18 protein-coding genes are annotated in these 17,940 nt (G+C 65.5%); 3 read left to right on the top strand and 15 right to left on the bottom strand.

Features of this window, described 5'->3' with window-relative positions:
* Nucleotides 1–194 precede the first annotated feature (194 nt).
* From PCA20602_RS08385 to PCA20602_RS08310, 15 genes are all read right to left on the bottom strand, one after another.
* The gene (locus tag PCA20602_RS08385; RefSeq protein ID WP_246182084.1) at nt 195–1,583 is read right to left on the bottom strand and encodes an MFS transporter; all 1,389 of its coding nucleotides are present in this window, start codon (nt 1,581–1,583) and stop codon (nt 195–197) included.
* 341 nt (nt 1,584–1,924) lie between these two features.
* Nucleotides 1,925–2,998, bottom strand: a complete 1,074-nt coding sequence (locus tag PCA20602_RS08375) for a porin (protein ID WP_425495658.1) — start codon at nt 2,996–2,998, stop codon at nt 1,925–1,927.
* Between the two features lie 203 nt (nt 2,999–3,201).
* Complete coding sequence (locus PCA20602_RS08370) at nt 3,202–3,717, bottom strand: nuclear transport factor 2 family protein (protein ID WP_150720825.1); 516 nt, start codon at nt 3,715–3,717, stop codon at nt 3,202–3,204.
* Entirely contained in the window at nt 3,714–4,454 is a 741-nt protein-coding gene (locus PCA20602_RS08365) for an alpha/beta fold hydrolase (RefSeq protein WP_150720824.1), read from the bottom strand. The genes PCA20602_RS08370 and PCA20602_RS08365 overlap by 4 nt, the downstream gene beginning before the upstream one ends.
* Nucleotides 4,451–5,569, bottom strand: a complete 1,119-nt coding sequence (locus tag PCA20602_RS08360) for a 4-oxalomesaconate tautomerase (protein WP_150720823.1) — start codon at nt 5,567–5,569, stop codon at nt 4,451–4,453. Before PCA20602_RS08360 ends, PCA20602_RS08365 begins: the two co-directional genes overlap by 4 nt.
* 11 nt (nt 5,570–5,580) lie before the next feature.
* Nucleotides 5,581–6,285, bottom strand: coding sequence for a 4-carboxy-4-hydroxy-2-oxoadipate aldolase/oxaloacetate decarboxylase (locus PCA20602_RS08355; RefSeq protein ID WP_174980913.1), 705 nt, complete (start codon nt 6,283–6,285; stop codon nt 5,581–5,583).
* 38 nt (nt 6,286–6,323) lie between these two features.
* Nucleotides 6,324–7,097, bottom strand: a complete 774-nt coding sequence (locus PCA20602_RS08350; protein WP_150720822.1) for a PIG-L deacetylase family protein — start codon at nt 7,095–7,097, stop codon at nt 6,324–6,326.
* An 82-nt stretch (nt 7,098–7,179) separates the two neighbouring features.
* Nucleotides 7,180–7,932: an ABC transporter ATP-binding protein gene (locus PCA20602_RS08345; protein ID WP_150720821.1), complete on the bottom strand. Its 753-nt coding sequence runs from the start codon at nt 7,930–7,932 to the stop codon at nt 7,180–7,182.
* A complete protein-coding gene (locus tag PCA20602_RS08340; protein ID WP_069343043.1) occupies nt 7,925–8,677 on the bottom strand; it encodes an ABC transporter ATP-binding protein in 753 nt (250 codons plus the stop codon). The genes PCA20602_RS08345 and PCA20602_RS08340 overlap by 8 nt, the downstream gene beginning before the upstream one ends.
* Complete coding sequence (locus PCA20602_RS08335) at nt 8,674–9,771, bottom strand: branched-chain amino acid ABC transporter permease (protein WP_150720820.1); 1,098 nt, start codon at nt 9,769–9,771, stop codon at nt 8,674–8,676. Before PCA20602_RS08335 ends, PCA20602_RS08340 begins: the two co-directional genes overlap by 4 nt.
* A 13-nt stretch (nt 9,772–9,784) precedes the next feature.
* A complete protein-coding gene (locus PCA20602_RS08330) occupies nt 9,785–10,657 on the bottom strand; it encodes a branched-chain amino acid ABC transporter permease (protein WP_150720819.1) in 873 nt (290 codons plus the stop codon).
* Nucleotides 10,658–10,711: 54 nt separating this feature from the next.
* Entirely contained in the window at nt 10,712–11,908 is a 1,197-nt protein-coding gene (locus tag PCA20602_RS08325) for an ABC transporter substrate-binding protein (RefSeq protein WP_150720818.1), read from the bottom strand.
* A 403-nt stretch (nt 11,909–12,311) separates the two neighbouring features.
* Nucleotides 12,312–13,652 carry a LysR family transcriptional regulator gene (locus tag PCA20602_RS08320; RefSeq protein ID WP_150720817.1) on the bottom strand — a complete coding sequence of 447 codons (1,341 nt, stop codon included), beginning with the start codon at nt 13,650–13,652 and terminating at the stop codon, nt 12,312–12,314.
* Nucleotide 13,653: 1 nt separating this feature from the next.
* Entirely contained in the window at nt 13,654–14,013 is a 360-nt protein-coding gene (locus PCA20602_RS08315; protein WP_069343038.1) for a protocatechuate 3,4-dioxygenase, read from the bottom strand.
* Nucleotides 14,010–14,864, bottom strand: a complete 855-nt coding sequence (locus PCA20602_RS08310) for a gallate dioxygenase (RefSeq protein WP_150720816.1) — start codon at nt 14,862–14,864, stop codon at nt 14,010–14,012. Before PCA20602_RS08310 ends, PCA20602_RS08315 begins: the two co-directional genes overlap by 4 nt.
* A 223-nt stretch (nt 14,865–15,087) precedes the next feature.
* Here PCA20602_RS08310 and PCA20602_RS08305 point away from each other — a divergent pair, with 223 nt between their 5' ends.
* The 3 genes from PCA20602_RS08305 (at nt 15,088) to PCA20602_RS08295 (ending at nt 17,855) form a co-directional block, all read left to right on the top strand.
* Nucleotides 15,088–15,756: a GntR family transcriptional regulator gene (locus tag PCA20602_RS08305; RefSeq protein WP_069343037.1), complete on the top strand. Its 669-nt coding sequence runs from the start codon at nt 15,088–15,090 to the stop codon at nt 15,754–15,756.
* A 90-nt stretch (nt 15,757–15,846) separates the two neighbouring features.
* A complete protein-coding gene (locus PCA20602_RS08300) occupies nt 15,847–16,908 on the top strand; it encodes an aromatic ring-hydroxylating oxygenase subunit alpha (RefSeq protein WP_150720815.1) in 1,062 nt (353 codons plus the stop codon).
* Entirely contained in the window at nt 16,905–17,855 is a 951-nt protein-coding gene (locus tag PCA20602_RS08295; RefSeq protein ID WP_150720814.1) for a PDR/VanB family oxidoreductase, read from the top strand. The genes PCA20602_RS08300 and PCA20602_RS08295 overlap by 4 nt, the downstream gene beginning before the upstream one ends.
* Nucleotides 17,856–17,940: the final 85 nt, after the last annotated feature.

Here is a 17,940-nt window from a genome sequence, read left to right as displayed (position 1 = left end):
ACGCCATCAGTGAATGCGTCCCTCAAGCCCGGGAACGCGGCACCGTCACAGCAAGGCAAGATGCTATCGCGCGAGGCCCGCTTTGACAAATTCGCCCGGCCCGCCTTACGCCGCCTGCCCTCGTCGTTTTATTCCCATACATTCCCCATACAAGATGTCGAAATCGGCGGCGCAGGCGCGCTGCGTTCGTTGTTTTACCTGCCGGCCCGCGCCTTCGCCCTGACCCGCAACAAACTGACCCCGCCCCCGAGTGCGGCCAGCGCCGTCGCGCAGATCATGGCCGCTCGCGCGCCACCATCGCCATACAGATCGAACAGCAGCGCCACCACTGCGGCACCGAGCGTCATGCCCACCGTGCGCGCAATCGTCATCAGCCCGCTTGCCGCCCCACTGCGCTCGCGCGGCGCGCCCATCATGATGATCCGGTTGTTCGGTGTCTGGAAAAAACCGAAACCGATGCCGCAGACCACCATGCGCCATGCAATGGCCCAGTCGCTCGCACCGGCGGGCAGCCACGCGAGCAACGCCAGTCCTGCCGCGAACACCCCCAGCCCGAGCGCGCTCATGCGGGTGCTGTCGAAGCGATCCGACAGACGCCCGGCCAGCGGGGCGACGAACACGATCACCAGCGGCCAGGGGGTAATCAGCAACCCTGTCGCCGCTTCGCCACGCGCGAAGGTGTGCTGCAACAGGAAAGGCATGCCGACGTACGCCAGCGTCTGCGCCATATAGCACGCCACCGACGTGAGCGACGACAGCGCCAGTACCGGCACGCGCAGCAGATCCAGCGGCAACAACGGCGCCTGCCGGCTACGCTGATGGCGCACCAGCACCACGGCGACGATCAGCCCGAGCACGATCTGCAACGCGGCCACGCCGTGATGGCCCGCTTCACCGATGTGTCCCAGACCGATGATGATGAGCGCGAGCGTCCCGGCATTGAGCAACGCCCCCGGCACATCGATGCGACGCTCGGCCCCCGGCGTGCGCGGCAGGAACCGCGCCGACGCCGCCAGCGCCACCAGTCCGATCGGCAGATTGATGGCGAACAGCCAGCGCCAGTCGCCGAGCGACAGGATTGCCGCCGCGACACTCGGCCCGGCGGCCGTCGACAGCGCGACCGTCAGAGCAAGCAAAGAGATGGCGCGTCCGCCCATGTGTTGCGGAAAGACCATACGCAATAACGCGGGGACGATGGTCGACATGCACGCGCCACACAGCCCCTGCACCACGCGCGCCGCAACGAGCCACGACAGGCTCGGCGCCAGCGCACAGCCGAGCGATGCCAGCGTGAATCCCGCCACGCCGAACAGAAACACCCGCCGGTAACCGAGCTTCTCGCCCAGCGCCGCGAGCGGCAGCACGGCCATCGCGAAAATCAGTTGATAGGCGTTGACGACCCAGACGGTCGCCGCCGGATCGGCCACGAGATCGCGCGCGATGGTCGGCAGCGCAACGTTGGCAATGGAGGCATCGAGATTGCCGAGGAAGGTGCCCAGCAGGATGGATGGCACGGCAATGCGGCGCGCACTCGCGCTGAGTCCTTCGGCGAGCGGTGCGGCGGGGGCCATCGGTGGCTTCATGGAGAAAACGTCGTGAAAGGAAAAAGTCTCGGCCCGGGAATCGCTTCTCGCCAGCCAGTGCCTGTGTCGGCATCATAGCCCGGGCCGGGCAGGAAAATCATGCGCAATGGTGCAGCTCGGGGAATGTTCGGCTGCACACGGTCATGCCGCACAACGTCTGCCGGATCACTCTCTGGTGGTGCGCAGCACGCCACCACGGCATGCGCCCGCAACAGGGAGTGACGCAGCACCGCGTCACGTGCGCGTCGTCCCCCCGGACGCCTCACACGTGCTCGCTACGCGGTGCCGCGCTTGATGTCGCGCTTAGTGTTGCGCTTGATGTCGCGTCAGGTGCTGCTCGCTCAGAACGTGTGCTGAATGCCCAGCATCGTGCCGAACTGATTGCCACCGGTGACGACCGAACCGCCGGCGGCAATCGCCACCGCACCGTTCTGGCTGTTCGCCACCCAGCCGGCCATGCCGTACAGCGACGTCCGCTTGGACAGCGAGTACGTGGCGCGGCCGATGAGCATCGTCGCGTTGGCACGGCTCTTCAACTGATAGCGAATGGCTTGCGCGTCGAACGCCCACGTGATCGTCGGCAGATACGTGAAGCCGATGAAGTAGATGTCCGAGCGCAGCGATGCGGCATCCGCGCTCACGTTACGGTGGATCCAGCCGCCACCCACACGACCCGACGACCACTTGTAGTACGCGTTGATGACCGAGTGCGAATCGGTGTAATTCGAGCTGGTCAGGGGAGCGGCGGCGCCCGTGTTGCCGCGCATCTGGTCGTACGACGCCGAAATACCGAAGTTCTCGTAGTCGTAGCCGATCAGGCCGGTGAACTGCTTGCACGCCTGATAGTTGCCTGCGACGTTACCCGCGCAGTTGGTCGCCGACGGGCCGCCTGCCGACGACGCATCGCGACCGAAGCTGTACGTCGCGCCAACGGTCACGCCGGAGAACTTGCCCATGTAACCGATGGCGCTGTCGCTACGTGCGTTGGCGATGTACGGATCGATACTCGCGAGCGAGAAGATCGACGGCCCGATCACGTCGGCGTTGCCCGTGACGTAGAACGTCATGTTGTTCTGACGGCCGATGAGCAACGTCCCCCACGAACCCGACAGACCGACGTTCGCCTGACGGCCGAACAGACGTCCACCATAGTTCAGGCCGCCGGTGCCCGGCTGGAAGCCGTTTTCCAACGTGAAGACGGCCTTCAGACCGCCACCCAGATCCTCGACCCCCTTGAAGCCGAAGCGTGACGGCACCTTACCCGTGAGGGTCGGCTCGCCGACGAAGCTGCCACCGTTGGCGGCATTGTTGTAATAGGCGATGCCGGTATCGATGATCCCGTACAGCGTCACGTTGCTTTGCGCGTGCGCCAGGCCTGCACCCAGCAGCAGGCCAGCGGCCAATGCGTATTTCACTTTCACTTCTGTCCCCTTGTTTTTTGATACCGCTACTCCAAACCACACCCTCCGAACCGGTGGCATCGCCCTCGGCTCAGCCTTTTTCGGGACGGCACTACGGCCGCCTCCGGGTACTGCTTTCCTGCGCTTGCAAGTGACCAGCGCCGCCTCCAGTGCTGCCTTCGGCGTCGGCCCCCACGATGTCTGGCGCGATTTGCCGCTCACGCCTCGCGTACGAACGTGAACCGGGCTTCGCGGCGCGCGATGCGCCAGCCCTGCGCGGTGCGCACGAACGTGTCTTCGAACTCGCCCATCACCTGACGGCCTTGCGCGGGACGCCCGAACGGCCCCGGCACGTCCTGCGCCGAGCCGCTCCACAGCAACACGGTGCTGCTGCCGATGGCGCCGGTGGCCGACGTCACGTCGATCAGCACGTTGCCGACGAGGTGCCGCGTGAGCCGATCTGCCGGACGATCCGCGTACGCGGCGGCAATGGCCGCACGACCGACCAACGTCTGCCCATTGGGACGCACCAGCACGCCCTTCTCCGCGAACAGCGCCGCGAGTCCGTGCGGGTCGCGCCGGTCGTTGCACAACACGAAGCGCATCACGAGGTCGTGGCACGCCTGCTTGGCACGCAGTGCGTCGAGGCTCTGCTGATCGACGATCTCGTCCTGTGGCGCATCGCCTTCGGTTTGTAGGGGCTGCGGATCTTCCAGCGAGAATGGCTGCGTCATGACGGCGAAACCTCCACCGACGGCAACGCCATCCACGCGCGCATCGCGCCGGACACGGCTTCGGGCCGTTCCATCGGACTCATGTGACCGCTGTGTTCCACCACGCTCAGCACCGCGCCGGAAATCGCGCGGGCCATGATTTCGTGACGGGCGAGCGGGCTCCAGGTGTCCTGCCGACCACACAGCACGAGCGTCGGGCAACGGATGTCGGCCAGTTGCGGCGTGGCGTCGGGCCGTCCGAGCAACGCCCGGATCTGCGCCGCGAACTGCTCGGAATCGCTGCGCTCGATCATGTCGAGAATCGCGTCGAACAGCGGCGTGCCGATCTGATCGGGATGCACCATGCCCGTGGCCCAGACCTGTCCCATGGCGCGCATGCCGTGCTCGCGCGATCGGGCGAGCAACGCCGCGCGACCGCTCCGTTCCTTCTCGGCGGCTTCGCCATCGGGCAATGCCTGATAACCGGTATCGAGCAACGCGAGACGGCTCACGCGGTGCGGTGCGCGACGCACCACCTCCAGCGCGACGCGTCCGCCCATAGAATGACCGGCGAGCGCGAAGCGCAGCTCCGGCGTCGTGGCGAGCACGTGATCGGCCATCGCACCAATGGTGTCGAGCGCGCCCCATGCAGGCACGCGGCAATCGAATTCGGGCAACAAGGCAGCGGTCGCCGCCCACGCGACCTGATCGCAAAGCAGGCCGGGAAGCATGAGCAACGGGGGACGTTCGAAGTTCATGCCGCCTCTCCTTGCGTCCAGACACGCGTGGGAATGCACACCTCGCCGTCGAACAGCCAGCGCGCGGTGCGCAGCAGACCGGCGCCGGTCACCGCCGTCGCGCCGTCGGCATCGAGACCGAGCGCCAGCCGCACGGTGAATTCACCCGTCGGATGTTCGATGGAGAGCAGCGGCGCGTCGCCGTCCGGCAACACGGTCATCTCATGACAGACGGTGCCCGGCAATGCCGCCGCCGTCGCTACGCTCACGGCCGCGAGCACACCGATGGACGAATGACAGCGATGCGGGATGAAACAGCGCGTAGCGAGCGCCCCCCCGGCTTGGGGCGGCGCGACGAGACACATCTTCGGCACCGTGCGCGAGCGCACGTCGCCCAGATGCATGCGCGGACCGACGGCAAGACGGATCGCCTCGATCCGCTCGCGCATCGCCTGAAATGCCGGCCCGGCTTCGAGCTGGTCGCAGGACTCCGCACCGGAACATCCGAGGTCCTGCGCACGCATGAGCACGAGCGGCATGCCGTTGTCGATGCACGTCACCATGACGCCTTCGACGACCTCCTGACGCTGTCCGGTCGGAAACAGTGCGCCGCAGGACGAGCCGGCGGTGTCGCGAAACATCAGTGGAATCGGCGCGGACGTGCCCGGCACGCCGTCGATGGCCACATCGCCGTCGTACTTCACGGCGCCATCCGGGGTCTGCACCGTGGCAACCGCTACCTGTCCCGTGTTGACCATGTGAATGCCGACGTCCGTCACGTCGCCCGTAGCAGCGACGAGCCCTCGCTCGATCGCAAACGGCCCTACGCCCGCGAGAAGGTTGCCGCAGTTCTGTCCGTAGTCGACACGCGCTTCGTCGACCACGACTTGTGCGAACAGATAGTCGACGTCGGCATCGGGGCGCGTCGCCTTCGAGACGATCGCGACCTTGCTCGTGAGCGGGTTCGCCCCGCCCATGCCGTCGATCTGGCGCGCATCGGGCGAGCCCATCGCGGCGAGCAACACGGCATCGCGCGTGGCGACATCCGCCGGGAGATCGTCGGCGAGGAAGTAGAGCCCCTTCGAGGTGCCGCCGCGCATGACGGCGGCGCGAATGCGCGTTTGGGAATGCCTCATGGACGCACCGCTCACTCGCTCGTCAACTCGTCGATCGAGTCGACGTAGCGCAAGCCCTTTGCCGCGAGGCGCTCACGCATCTTGTAGTAGTCCAGTCCCAACGTGCCGCCTGCGAGCACACCGCGCTTGTAGGCTTCGTCGGCACCGCGAGCCGCGGCAGCCCTGGCGACGACCTGCGCCGTGGCGAAGGGCACGACGACGACACCATCGTCATCGGCCACGATCACATCGCCCGGGTTCACGATCTGGTTGGCGCACACCACCGGCACGTTCACCGAACCGAGAGTTTCCTTGACGGTGCCCTGCGACGAGATGGCTTTCGACCACACCGGGAATTGCATCTCGGTGAGCGTGCCGATGTCACGGCAACCGGCGTCGATGATCAGACCCGCGACGCCGCGCGCTTTCATCGACGTGGCGAGCAGATCGCCGAAGTAGCCGTCGTCGCACGGCGAGGTCACGCCGACCACGACGATATCGCCCGGCTGCGCCTGCTCGACCGCTACATGCAGCATCCAGTTGTCGGAGGGCGGTGCGAGCACCGTCACGGCGCTGCCTGCAACGCTGGCGCCTTTATAGATCGGACGCAGATACGTCGCCATCAGGCCCAGGCGGCTCTGCGCCTCATGCACGGTGGCGCTGCCGGCGCTGCGCAGAATGTCGAGCGTGGCGGCATCGACACGGGGAATTTGACGAACGACAACGCCGCGAATCATGACAGTGACTCCATAACGGGTGACAGTGACGGCATGGCTTACGAGAGGTGCTGAGCGACGACGGGGGTCAGACGCATCAACCCTTCCGCGTACTTGATGTCGCGCGCCGCCGTGATGCCGATGTTGCGTTTGGCCTGCACACCGCGTTGCAGCGCCACGCGCGTGTAGTAATCCCAGAGATGCTCCTGACCGGCCATGCATTCGATGGCCGCGCGCTTCTTTTCCCACACCGGCGTGATGTCCACGAAGGTGTTCGGAATCCACTCGCACTGCTCGGTCTGATGCGGCTCGAACGCGAGCACCGCCGGCGCGCCGATGATCTTCTCGCCCGGCTTGTGGCCCTCGGCCTGCGCGATCACGCGAGCCTCCTGCGTGACGTGCATCGCCAGCGGGTGATCGAAGTTGTAGGGGTCCTTCTCCGAATGGCTCAGCACGAACGACGGCTGCAATTCGCGATAGATGTCGACGAGCCTGAAGAGCGTTTCGTCCGACACGCGCATCGGGTAGTCGCCGATGTCGAGAAATTCAATCTCCGCGCCCAGAATGTCGGCGGCGCGCTGCGCTTCTTCACGACGCGCGGTCTTGACCTTCGCTTCGGTCATCTCCGCGCCCTTGCGCCAGAGCTTGGCCGACTCGCCACGCTCGCCGAAGGACAGGCAGACGATCTTCACGCGGTAGCCCTGCGCGACGTGCGTGGCGATGGTGCCTGCCGCGCGCCAGACGAAGTCGGCCGAGTGCGCGCTGACCACGAGACCCGAGAGACCCGATGGCGCCGACGGGCCTGCGGCATTGGTGTGCTGTGTTGTGCTCATGTGTTTGACTCTGATACGTGTGGCTGATGTGTCGCGTGTGCCGCTTGCGTGTCGCTTGTGTTGCAGATGTCGTCAGCGCCGCTCAGGCGCTTTCCAGCCCGACGAGCGAGCCGAGCAATTCCGGCGACGCCGCCAGATCGCTGCTGCGTCCCGCCCAGACCTGACGCCCCCGGTCGAGCACCAGCGCCCGATCGGTGAGTTCCAGCCCCAGTTCCGCGTGCTGCTCCACAAGCACTACGCCCATCCCGCCGTCGGCGCGCAGCTTCCAGAACGCGTCGACCAGTTGATCGACGATCACCGGTGCGAGGCCTTCGAACGGCTCGTCGAACAGAATCACGCGGGGATTGCCGATGAGTGCGCGGCCGATGGCGAGCATCTGCTGCTCGCCACCCGAGAGCTGGTTGCCGAGATTGCGACGCCGCTCCTTCAGGCGCGGGAACAGGTCGTACACGCGCGCCAGCGTCCAGGCGTCATCGCCCCCGGCATTGGTGGCATTGGTCGCGCCGGCGACATCGCCCATCGCCGACACTTGCAGGTTCTCTTCGACGGAAAGCGATTTGAAGATTTCGCGTTCCTGCGGCACCAGCGCGAGTCCGGCACGAGCCCGCTTGTACGCGGGCCACGACGTGATGTCGTCGTCGCGATAGCGCAGCACGCCGCCGTGGCGCGTGGTGAGTCCGAGCAGACTGAGCAGCAACGTGCTTTTGCCGACGCCATTGCGTCCGAGAATGGCAACGGCCTCACCGGCCGCCACGCGCAGGCTCAGGTCTTCGAGCACGATGGTCTCGCCATATCCGGCACTGAGTCCGCCGGCTTCGAGCAGAATGTCAGTCATGATGGCGACGCCCCAGATAGATATCGCGCACGCGCGGATCGCTGCGCACTTCGTCCTTCTCGCCTTCCATGAGCACCGCGCCCTCGACCAGCACCGTGATGCGGCGCGCGAAGCGGAAGACCAGATCCATGTCGTGTTCGATGACCATCACGGCGACGTCTTGCGGCAGACGTTCGAGCAGTTCGAACAGCTTGCGTCCCTGCCCCGACGGCACGCCTGCGACGGGCTCGTCGAGCAGCAGCACCTTCGGATCGAGCGCCAGGCCCAGTGCGATCTCGACCTGACGCCGCTGCCCGTAAGCCAGTTCGTTGATGCGCTTGCCGGCGAGATCGATCATGCCGAGTTCGCGCAGCCGTTCCGCCGCTTCCTCGACCACAGCCGGACGGCTCGCCAGCGGCTTGCCGATACGCCCGTCCAGACCGCGTCGCGACGTGAGCGCCAGCGCCACGTTCTCCGCGACCGTGAGCGTGTCGAACAGCGTGTTCAACTGGAACGTGCGGGCCAGGCCCAGCTTCACGCGCTTGTGCGACGGCATCGACGTGACGTCCGTCCCGCCCACACGCACCACGCCCGCGTTCGGCTTGAGCACGCCGGTGAGCAGGTTCATCAACGTGCTCTTGCCCGCGCCGTTCGGCCCGATCAGCGCGTGACGCGCACCGACCGGCAGCGACAGGCTGACGTTGCGGGTCACGTCCAACTGGCCGAAGCGTTTGGACAGCCCCTGAATTTCGAGTGCAGCGCTCACGGCGTCACCTCCTTGTCCGTGGTCGTTGCTTTCGCGTTGAGCGCGTGATGCGTATTGCCGTTGCCGTTATCGGTCGACGTCACCACCGGGGCCTGACGCCGCACACGTGCCGCCATGCGATCGACCACACCGATCAGACCGTCCGGCGCGAAGCGCACGACCACGATCAGCAGCACGCCGAGCGCGGCCAGCCAGTTCGTCGGGTCGATAGCGGCGATGCGATCGGACAGCACCATGAAGACGACCGCGCCGAGCACTGCGCCATAGAGACGTCCGGTGCCGCCGAGGGCGAGCATCACGAGCACGTTGGCCGACAGCGTGAACGACAGCGTGTCCAACGCCACGATGTTGTTGACCTGCGCCGAGAGGGCACCCGCGACACCGGCCACCGCCGCGGCGATCGTGTAGAGCATCAGACGACGCAGCCCCACGCGCACCCCGAGCAGCGACATGCGCATGGCGTTCTCGCGAATGCCCTGCACCGTCAGTCCGAACGGCGAGTTCACGAGGAACTGGGTGAACAGATACACGACGAGCAACACCGCCAGCGCATACAGATACGCCGTGTGGCCGTAGATATCGAACTCGAACATGCCGAGCACCGGGGCGATGGTGTAGCCCGTCAGGCCATCGTCGCCCATCGTGATCGACTTGGCGATGTTGCCCGCTTCATAGAGCAGCGTGGCGCAGGCAAGCGTGAGCATGATCTGTGTGAGGCCGCTCACGCGCAGCACGACCACGCCCGTGATCAGTCCCACGACACCCGCGACCACGGCGCCCGCCACGAGCCCCAGCAGCGGATTCGGCGACACATGCAGCGCGAACAGTCCGGCCGCATAGGCGCCGCTGCCGAAGAAGGCCGCGTGCCCCAGCGTCTCGATACCGCAATAGCCCTGCACGAGGTCGAGCGAGAGCGCGAAGATGATCATAATCAGCACGCTCGTGGCGAGCGCGAGATACAGATCGGCGAAGAAGTAGGTGGCGACGGCGGCGAGCAGCAGTAGCGCGTCGAGCATGCCCAGGCGCTTGCGACGCAGCGCCGGGACCACTTGCCCGAGGTTGCCCGTCGACGGCGAAGGATTCGTTTGCGACATCGTCATCCTCCGCTCAGGCGCGACCGACCAACCCTTGCGGGCGGATCAGCAGAATGGCCAGCACGGCCAGATAGATCATGAAAGCGCCGAGCGCAGGCACGTAGTAACGGCCGAGCGTGTCGATCAGGCCCAGCAGCAGCCCGGCGTACAGCGAACCGCGCAAGCTGCCCAGACCACCGGCGGCAACCACGATCAGCACGAGCACCAGATACTTCAGGCCGTAGTACGGCTCCAGCGGCAGAATCTGGCTCGACAGCGCACCGCCCAACCCGGACAGACCGCAACCGATGGCGAACGTGATCGAGAACACGAGCGGTACGTCGATGCCGACACAGCGCGCCATGCGCGGGTTGTCGACGGCCGCGCGCAGCTTCGCGCCGAACGACGTGCGTTCCAGCCCGAGCCAGATGCCGAAGGCGACGACCGCACTGCACACCAGCGCGAAGATGCGATACACCGACACCGAGAACGCACCGAAGTCCCACGTGCCGCGCAATCCCTGCGGCACCGGAATCGTCTGCAACTCCGTACCGGCGAGGTGCTTGGCGATCGCGCAGATGATGAACGCCAGCCCGATCGTCATGAGCAACTGCCCCAGACCGTTGGCCGTGTAGACCCAGCGATACAGCGTGCGTTCGAGCACGGCGCCCAGCAACATCGTGCCGAGCACGCCGACGAGCAGCGCGACGAAGAAATCGAGCCCGGCACGTTGCATGGCCCACAAGGTGAAATAACCGCCGATCATGGCGAAAGCGGAGTGCGCGAGGTTGACCACGCGCATCACGCCGAGCGTGACCGTGAGGCCCACGGAGATGAGAAACAGCAGCATCCCGTAGGCCACACCGTCGATCGACAACGACAGGAAAGTGGCAAGCGATTGCGTCATGACGAATTACCGGAACCTAACGAACAGTGCGAATCAGGGGGGACATCGCCTGCGTTACTTCGCAGCCACTTGCGGGTGGCTGAGGTGCCACGGCTCGACGACCGACTTGAACGTGGCGATCGGCTTGTTGCCGAGCTTGCCGTCGATGGTTTCCACGCGACGGATGTACACGTTCTGCACGATTTCACGCGTCTTCGGGTCGATCGACACCGGACCGCGTGCGCTCACCCACGAGTAGCCCTTCACGGCGGCGATGGCTTTGTCTGCGTCCTTCTTGCCCTTGGTCGCCTTGATCATCTGCGCGATGAGCGTCATCGAGTCGTAGGCCGACACCGAGGCGATCGACGGCAGCGCGCCCGGCCCGTACTTGGCCTTGTACGCCTTCACGAACGCGGTGTTCTCCGGCGTGGTGAGGAACGGCGAGTAGTGCAGCGCGGTGATCGTGCCCAGGGCGCTGTCGCCGATGGCCGGCAGATCCGACTCCATGGTCTCCGTCGTGGCGAAGAGCTGAATGCCTGCCTTGTCGAGTTCGCGCTCCTTGAACGCCTTCACGAAGCCTGCCGACATCGGGCCGACCGGCATGAACATGAAGACGGCGTCCGGCTTCGCATCGCGCACGCGTTGCAGATAGCTGGAGAAGTCCGTCGTGCCCAGCGGCACCTTCACTTCGACGGCGATCTTGCCGCCCGACTTCTTGAACGTCTCGCTGTAGGCGTCGATGGCGTCGTAACCGGTCGCGAAGTCGGCCACCACGATGGCGGCATTCTTCACGCCCTTGCTCGCGGCGTATTCGACGAGCGGCACGCTCACGGCCCACTGCGTGAAGCCGGTGCGCACGAAGTACGGCGACTTGAGCGTGACGCTGGAAGTGCCCGAGTTACCGATGACGAGCGGCGTTTTGGTCTGGTTCACGACATCGGCCATCGCCAGCACGTTCGGCGTGAACGAGCCGCCGAACAGATACTGCACCTGATCGCGCACCACGAGTTCCTGTGCGAGCTGGCGCGTGCGTTGCGGGTTCACGCCGCCTTCGTCGCGCTCCAGCACGACGATGGTGTCGTCGCCGACCTTGTTCTTGTTCTGTTCGAGCCACAGGTTGACGCCACGACGGTATTCCGTGCCCCACCACGACGCCGAGCCGGAGAACAGCCCCAGCATGCCGACCTTGATTTCCTCGGCGCGGGCCGAGACAGCGGTGAATTGGCAGACGCTCGCGAGTGCTACCGCAAGCCAGAGATGGCGCTTGTTCATGGTGTCGTCTCCTCGTCGGCGTTAGCGGCGCCGATCGGTTGTGAGGTCGCGCCGGGGGATGGCGCGCCTTTTCTATGTGATGCGGAACAGCTTAGGCAGACGAAATGTCGACGTCGAACGACCTTCTCGCGTCGAGCGTTGCGTTTTTCGTATATCCCCGAGATTTCCCCTAGGTTTCGAGATGAATTTTTCGAGGGGAATTTCGCGCCGCGGGACGCATGGCGCGCCGCGGATGGAATGCCCGCCACACAAGGCGCAGCGGGGAGTCGTCAGGGAGTGTCCCGCGCCACGAAAATCGCGGGCGGGCGAATGAGGCGAGACATGCAAGTCATGGCGAATTCGTCGAATTTCGCCGCGCTCGCAGGCGGGTTGGCGAGCGCGATTCGCGCCCGTCACGATACTTTTACGTCGGATGCTGCATCGTCGGCGCGAGCGCGCGCAATTCGTCGAGCAATTGCTCCGCCGCTGGCGAGAGCAATCCGTCACGACGTGTCGCCACACCAATCGAGCGACGCGCGTGTTGCAACGACACCGGCACGACGGCGAGTTCGCCCGTGCGCAACTCCGACGTAATCTGCACAGGCGAGAGCAACGCCAGCCGGTCGCTCGACGACAGCAACCCGCGCACCACCGGTGAACTGCTCGCGTGCACCTGCGTGCGAGGCAGCGCCAGCCCTTCGGCATGGAATACGCGCTCGAAGACGCCGCGCGCGGGCGTACACGGCAACGGACTCACCCAGCCGTACTCTGCGAGTTCCGCGAGCGTGGGCGTTCGGCCAGACGTCAGGCAGGGGTGATCGGCGCGCGCGACCACCGACAGATGATCTTCGAACAACGCTTCCTGACGAATGTCCGGCGGCACGTCGTTCGCCCGCAAGGCGCCGACGATCATGTCGACGTCTGCCTGTCGCAACTGACGCACGAGCGCTTCGTAAGTCCCGTCGACCACCGTCACCGTGAGATACGGCGACTTGTGCAGCAGGCTGTCGATGGCCTTGGGCAACAGAAAACCACTCGACAGCGGCAACGCCGCCACGATCACGGTGCCCTGCTGACGTCCGCCGAACGGGGCGAGTTCGTCTTCGGCAATCGCCAGTTCCGCGAGCGCGCGTTTGACCGGACCGAGCAAGGCCAACGCTTCGTCCGTGAGACGCGTGCCGCGCGGCGTGCGTCGGAACAGCTTGATGCCGATGAGGTCTTCGAGCTGATCGAGATTGCGCTGAATCGTCGGCTGAGAGCATTGCAGGCGATTCGCCGCCAGCGGACCGCTGCCCAACTCCGCCACGGCGATGAAGCTCGTGAGTTGCTGCGGCGCAACCACAGCAGCGAAGCGGCTCGCCGCACGTGCACCGCCGTCGGCCTGCGACGCCGTCGCCGCGAACGCTTCGCGGTAGCCGTTCGCCAGTTCGGCAAGCGCACGCGTGGCACGCACCCCGAGCCGCTGACCCGCGGCATTCGGAATCAGGCCGCGCCCGCTGCGGTGAAACAGCGGAAAACCCAGCTCCGCCTCAATGTCCGAGATCGAGCGTGCCACGGCCGATTGCGACAGATGCAGCATGCGCGCCGCACGCGCGACCGAGTCGCATTCGAGCACCGCGACCATGGCGCGCAGGCCGCGCAGCTTGCGGCACAGCAGCGTCGCCTCGGTGCTTTGCGGCGCACGGCTCCACGTGCCGCGTTCGTGGCACGCCAGCCGGGGCGCGGGCGGCGCGTTCGTCAGGCTGATGGCAGTGTCGATGGCCATGTCAGCGCATGGTGGGCACGCGTCGCGTGGCCATGAACTCGTCGAGCGTCTCGCCGCGCATGAGCGCATAGACTTCGAGATTGGTCTTGCGCACCACGCGGGCAAACTTCTCCAGCACGAAGAAGTTCACACCGTGACGCACGAGGCCGAGCCAGTCCTGCGCCTGCACCATGGCCTGTTCATCCGCCGTGAGTCCCGCGGCGGTCATCGTGGCGACGGGATCGTTCAGGAACGTCTCGCGATTCTCTGCGCGAATCATGTGCCAGAAGAAACGATTGAGCTTGAGCGTGCGGTTGCTCACGCGCAGATCGAATGCATAGGTGCCGGTGATCGCTTCGATACCTTCGAGTTGCGGATTCATGCGACCGCCTCCTCTGCATCGTCTTCAAACAGCGCGACGGTCATCGCCGTCGTCGTCGCGAGGTAGTAGTTCAGATGCAGACGTTTGATGCGCGGCCCCATCGCGCCACGCATCGACAGCCACATGATCTGTTCGACGCTCTCGGCGCCACCACGCTGAACGTAATCCACATGCTTGAGTTCGGTCAGTTTCTCCGGCGCATGCTCCAGCAGTTCCAGGAACTCGCGGTCCCACGCTTCGTCGTTGTACCCCGCGCGCTCGCCGTGAATCTGATGCGAGAGGCCGCCCGTACCCACAACCACCACGCGCAGATCTTCCGGATATGACTCGATGGCGCGACGCACCGCCTGACCGAGGCGATAGCAGCGACGCCCGGTCGGCAACGGATACTGCAACACGTTGATGGCGATCGGCACGACCGTGCCCGGCCAGTCCGGCTTGTGCGGCCAGAGCAGCGGCAGTGGCGACGCGCAACCGTGATCGATCGGCTTGTCCTGGAAGACGGTGATGTCGAACTCATCGTTCACGAGCGACTCGGCGATATGCGCCTGCAACGCCACGTCACCGCGAATCGGCGGCAGCGGGCGCAGCCCTGCGCCTTCGTCGGCAATCGGGAATGACTCGCCGACGCCGAGCGCGAACGTCGGATACATGTCGAAGAAAAACGTGGTGGCGTGGTCGTTGTAGAAGAACACCAGCACGTCGGCCTGCTTCTCGGCGAGCCACTTCGCTACGGGTTCGTAGCCCTGGAACAGCGGCGCCCACGCGGGATCCTGCTGCTTGCCCTTGTCGTACGCCACACCGATGGTCGGCACGTGCGACGTCCCGATCCCGCCAATGATCTTTGCCACGCTGAAAGTCTCCGTCTCTTGTTTTGTCATGCCAGGGCCGCAGAATCCGTTCGTGAATCCGAGCCCGCATTTACGCAGCGCCGAGTCTATACGGGATCCCGTATTGACATGAACAAGGGTATTTACCAATGCTTTTACGAATTATGGGATCCCATAATGAAAAAAGCCGATGCCGCCAAGCCCCGCTTGTCTGGCACGCAGGAAAGGAAACGAAAGGAGACGCATGCTGCATCCCACCCCGACCACGGTTCAATTGCGCGAAATGATCCTCAAGGGCGAACTCGCGCCGGGCGAGCGTCTGGCCGAAGCGAAGCTCGCAGAGCAACTGGGCGTGTCGCGCATGCCGGTGCGTCAGGCGCTGCCGGTGCTCGCCGAGGAAGGACTGGTGGTGCGCGCCGGACAGCGTGGCTACGCGGTGCGGGCGCACACGCGTGAGGAGAGTGTCGAGGCGTTGCATCTGCGTGGCGCGCTCGAAGGCTACGCCGCGCGACTGCTTGCCGAGAAAGGCGCGAGCGCGGAACTGCTCCGGCAGTTGCGCGAGTTGCTGGCCGAGGGCGACGCCCTGCTCGCCGATCACACGATGACGCCCGAAGTCCAGATCGGCTACGCGTCGCTCAATGCGCGCTTTCACGACCTGCTCGTCACCGGCGCTCGTAATCCCCTGCTCGAAGGTTTCATCGCGCGCTGCAATCTGGTGCCGTTCGTCGCCCCCCGCACGGTGGCGTTCGGTCATGAGGACCGGCGCCAGTACGCAGACATCATCGCCTACGCGCACCGGCAGCATCACGCCATCGTCGAGGCGATTGCTGCGCGTCAGCCCGATCGCGCCGAATTCATGTGCCGCGAGCACATCGTGACGCAAGAACACAGCATGGGCGCGCAGTTGCTCTGACGCGCGCGCCGTCGCCGAATCCGACCCATCCCTTATCGAAACGAGAGCGCGCCGCACCCCTGACAAGGCACGCCAAGGAGACAAACGATCATGTTCCTCAAAAACACCTGGTACGTCGCGTGTACGCCGGACGAATTCGCCGACAAGCCGTTGGGCCGCAAGGTCTGCAACGAAGCGATGGTGTTCTTCCGTGACGGTAACGGCAACGCCGCCGCGCTCGAAGACTTCTGCCCGCATCGCGGCGCTGCGCTCTCGCTGGGCTTCGTCAAGGACGGGCACCTCGTGTGCGGCTATCACGGCCTGACGGTCGACGGCGGCGGCAAGTGCACGAAGATGGTCGGTCAGCGTGTCGGCGGCTTTCCGAAGACGCGGTCGTTCCCGTGCGTCGAGCGTTACGGCTTCGTCTGGGTCTGGCCGGGCGATGCAGCACTCGCGAATCCCGACGAGATCCCGCACCTGGAGTGGGCGGTGAGCGAGCAGTGGGCGTACGGCGGCGGCCTGTATCACATCAAGTGCGACTATCGCCTGATGATCGACAACCTCATGGACCTCACGCACGAGACCTACGTGCACGCGACGAGCATCGGGCAGGAAGAGATCGAAGAAGCCCCGCCGAAGACGACCGTCGAGGGCGACATGGTGATCACGGCGCGTCACATGGAAAACATCAAGGCGCCGCCGTTCTGGGCGAGTGCACTGCGCGCGAACGGTCTGGACGATCAGGTGCCGTGCGACCGCTGGCAAGTCTGCCGCTTCACGCCGCCGAGCCACGTGATGATCGAAGTGGGTGTCGCGCACGCCGGTCATGGCGGCTACGACGCCCCCGCCGACAAGAAGGCCGGCAGCATCGTCGTCGACTTCATCACGCCGGAGACCGACGAATCGATCTGGTACTTCTGGGGCATGGCACGTAACTTCAAGCCGCAGGATGCCGAGCTGACGGCCGCGATCAAGAAGGGCCAGGGCGGCATCTTCGCCGAGGACCAGGAGGTGCTCGAAGCACAGCAGCGCAACCTGTCGGCGTACCCGGACAAGAAGATTCTCAAGCTCAACATCGACGCGGGCGGCGTGCAGTCCCGCAAAGTGCTCGACCGTCTGATCGACGCCGAACGCGCTGGCACGGCGAGCGCCGGTGTGGAGAACGCAGCATGAAAGTCCGGCTGGCGAACAAGCGCGATGTCGCCACCGACATCTGCGAATTCGAACTGGTGAGTGTCGACGGCAGTGCGCTCCCGGTGTTCACTGCCGGTGCGCACATCGACGTGCATGTGGCAGACGGCTGCGTGCGGCAATACTCGCTGTGCAACGCACCGGGCGAGACGCACCGCTACTGCCTGGGGGTGCTGCGCGATCCCCAATCGCGTGGCGGCTCCGTCGGCATGCATGCGCTCACGGTGGGCACGGAGATCGAGATCAGCGCGCCGCGCAATCACTTCCCGCTCGCCGATTCGGCGAAGCACAGCATTCTGCTTGCGGGCGGTATCGGTGTGACGCCGATTCTCTGTATGGCCGAGGCGCTGGCGGCGAGCGAGGCGTCCTTCGAAGTGCATTACTGCACACGCGAACCGGCACGCACGGCGTTTCGCGATCGCTTCGCACGCGAAGGGATTGCGGCGAAGACGCGCCTGTACTTCGACAGCGAAGGCGAACGCGCGGATCTCGATGCGATTCTGGCGCAGCCGTCCGGCGGCAAGCATCTGTATGTCTGCGGCCCGGCGGGCTTTATCGAGGCCGTGCTCGCCCGAGCGGAAGCCGCGCAATGGCCCGAAGGCAATGTGCATCGCGAGTACTTCGCCGCGCCGGTGCACGAGTCTGCGGATGGCGAGGCCGACAGGGCGTTTCAGGTGAAGCTGCATTCGAGCGGCCGTGTGATCGACGTGCCGGCCGGCGAGACGATCGTCGCGGCGCTCGCGGCGCAGGGTGTCGAAGTGCAGATGTCGTGCGAGCAAGGCGTGTGCGGCACGTGCCTCACGCGTGTGATCGACGGCACGCCGGACCATCGCGACGTCTACCTCACGGACGACGAGCGCGCCGCCAACGATCAGATCCTGCCGTGCTGCTCGCGCAGCAAGTCCGCCGTGCTCGTGCTCGACCTCTGATCGCAATCGTCGCTGAGGTCGCTGAGGTCGCTGAGGTCTCGGCAGCGGTTTCAAAAGCCAACAGCCCCGCTTCGCATCGCGAGCG

Source organism: Pandoraea capi, assembly GCF_902459735.1.
GTDB lineage: Bacteria > Pseudomonadota > Gammaproteobacteria > Burkholderiales > Burkholderiaceae > Pandoraea > Pandoraea capi.
The sequence above is the reverse complement of the archived record's forward strand: the minus strand, read 5'-3'. Positions and strand labels throughout refer to the sequence as shown.

Bases quoted from the DNA above. Each gene is read 5' to 3' on its own strand.
- PCA20602_RS08385 (WP_246182084.1), bottom strand. From the start codon at position 1,583: ATGAAGCCACCGATGGCCCCCGCCGCACCGCTCGCCGAAGGACTCAGC.
- PCA20602_RS08370 (WP_150720825.1), bottom strand. From the start codon at position 3,717: ATGACGCAGCCATTCTCGCTGGAAGATCCGCAGCCCCTACAAACCGAA.
- PCA20602_RS08365 (WP_150720824.1), bottom strand. From the start codon at position 4,454: ATGAACTTCGAACGTCCCCCGTTGCTCATGCTTCCCGGCCTGCTTTGC.
- PCA20602_RS08360 (WP_150720823.1), bottom strand. From the start codon at position 5,569: ATGAGGCATTCCCAAACGCGCATTCGCGCCGCCGTCATGCGCGGCGGC.
- PCA20602_RS08355 (WP_174980913.1), bottom strand. From the start codon at position 6,285: ATGATTCGCGGCGTTGTCGTTCGTCAAATTCCCCGTGTCGATGCCGCC.
- PCA20602_RS08350 (WP_150720822.1), bottom strand. From the start codon at position 7,097: ATGAGCACAACACAGCACACCAATGCCGCAGGCCCGTCGGCGCCATCG.
- PCA20602_RS08345 (WP_150720821.1), bottom strand. From the start codon at position 7,932: ATGACTGACATTCTGCTCGAAGCCGGCGGACTCAGTGCCGGATATGGC.
- PCA20602_RS08335 (WP_150720820.1), bottom strand. From the start codon at position 9,771: ATGTCGCAAACGAATCCTTCGCCGTCGACGGGCAACCTCGGGCAAGTG.
- PCA20602_RS08330 (WP_150720819.1), bottom strand. From the start codon at position 10,657: ATGACGCAATCGCTTGCCACTTTCCTGTCGTTGTCGATCGACGGTGTG.
- PCA20602_RS08325 (WP_150720818.1), bottom strand. From the start codon at position 11,908: ATGAACAAGCGCCATCTCTGGCTTGCGGTAGCACTCGCGAGCGTCTGC.
- PCA20602_RS08320 (WP_150720817.1), bottom strand. From the start codon at position 13,652: ATGGCCATCGACACTGCCATCAGCCTGACGAACGCGCCGCCCGCGCCC.
- PCA20602_RS08315 (WP_069343038.1), bottom strand. From the start codon at position 14,013: ATGAATCCGCAACTCGAAGGTATCGAAGCGATCACCGGCACCTATGCA.
- PCA20602_RS08305 (WP_069343037.1), top strand. From the start codon at position 15,088: ATGCTGCATCCCACCCCGACCACGGTTCAATTGCGCGAAATGATCCTC.
- PCA20602_RS08300 (WP_150720815.1), top strand. From the start codon at position 15,847: ATGTTCCTCAAAAACACCTGGTACGTCGCGTGTACGCCGGACGAATTC.
- PCA20602_RS08295 (WP_150720814.1), top strand. From the start codon at position 16,905: ATGAAAGTCCGGCTGGCGAACAAGCGCGATGTCGCCACCGACATCTGC.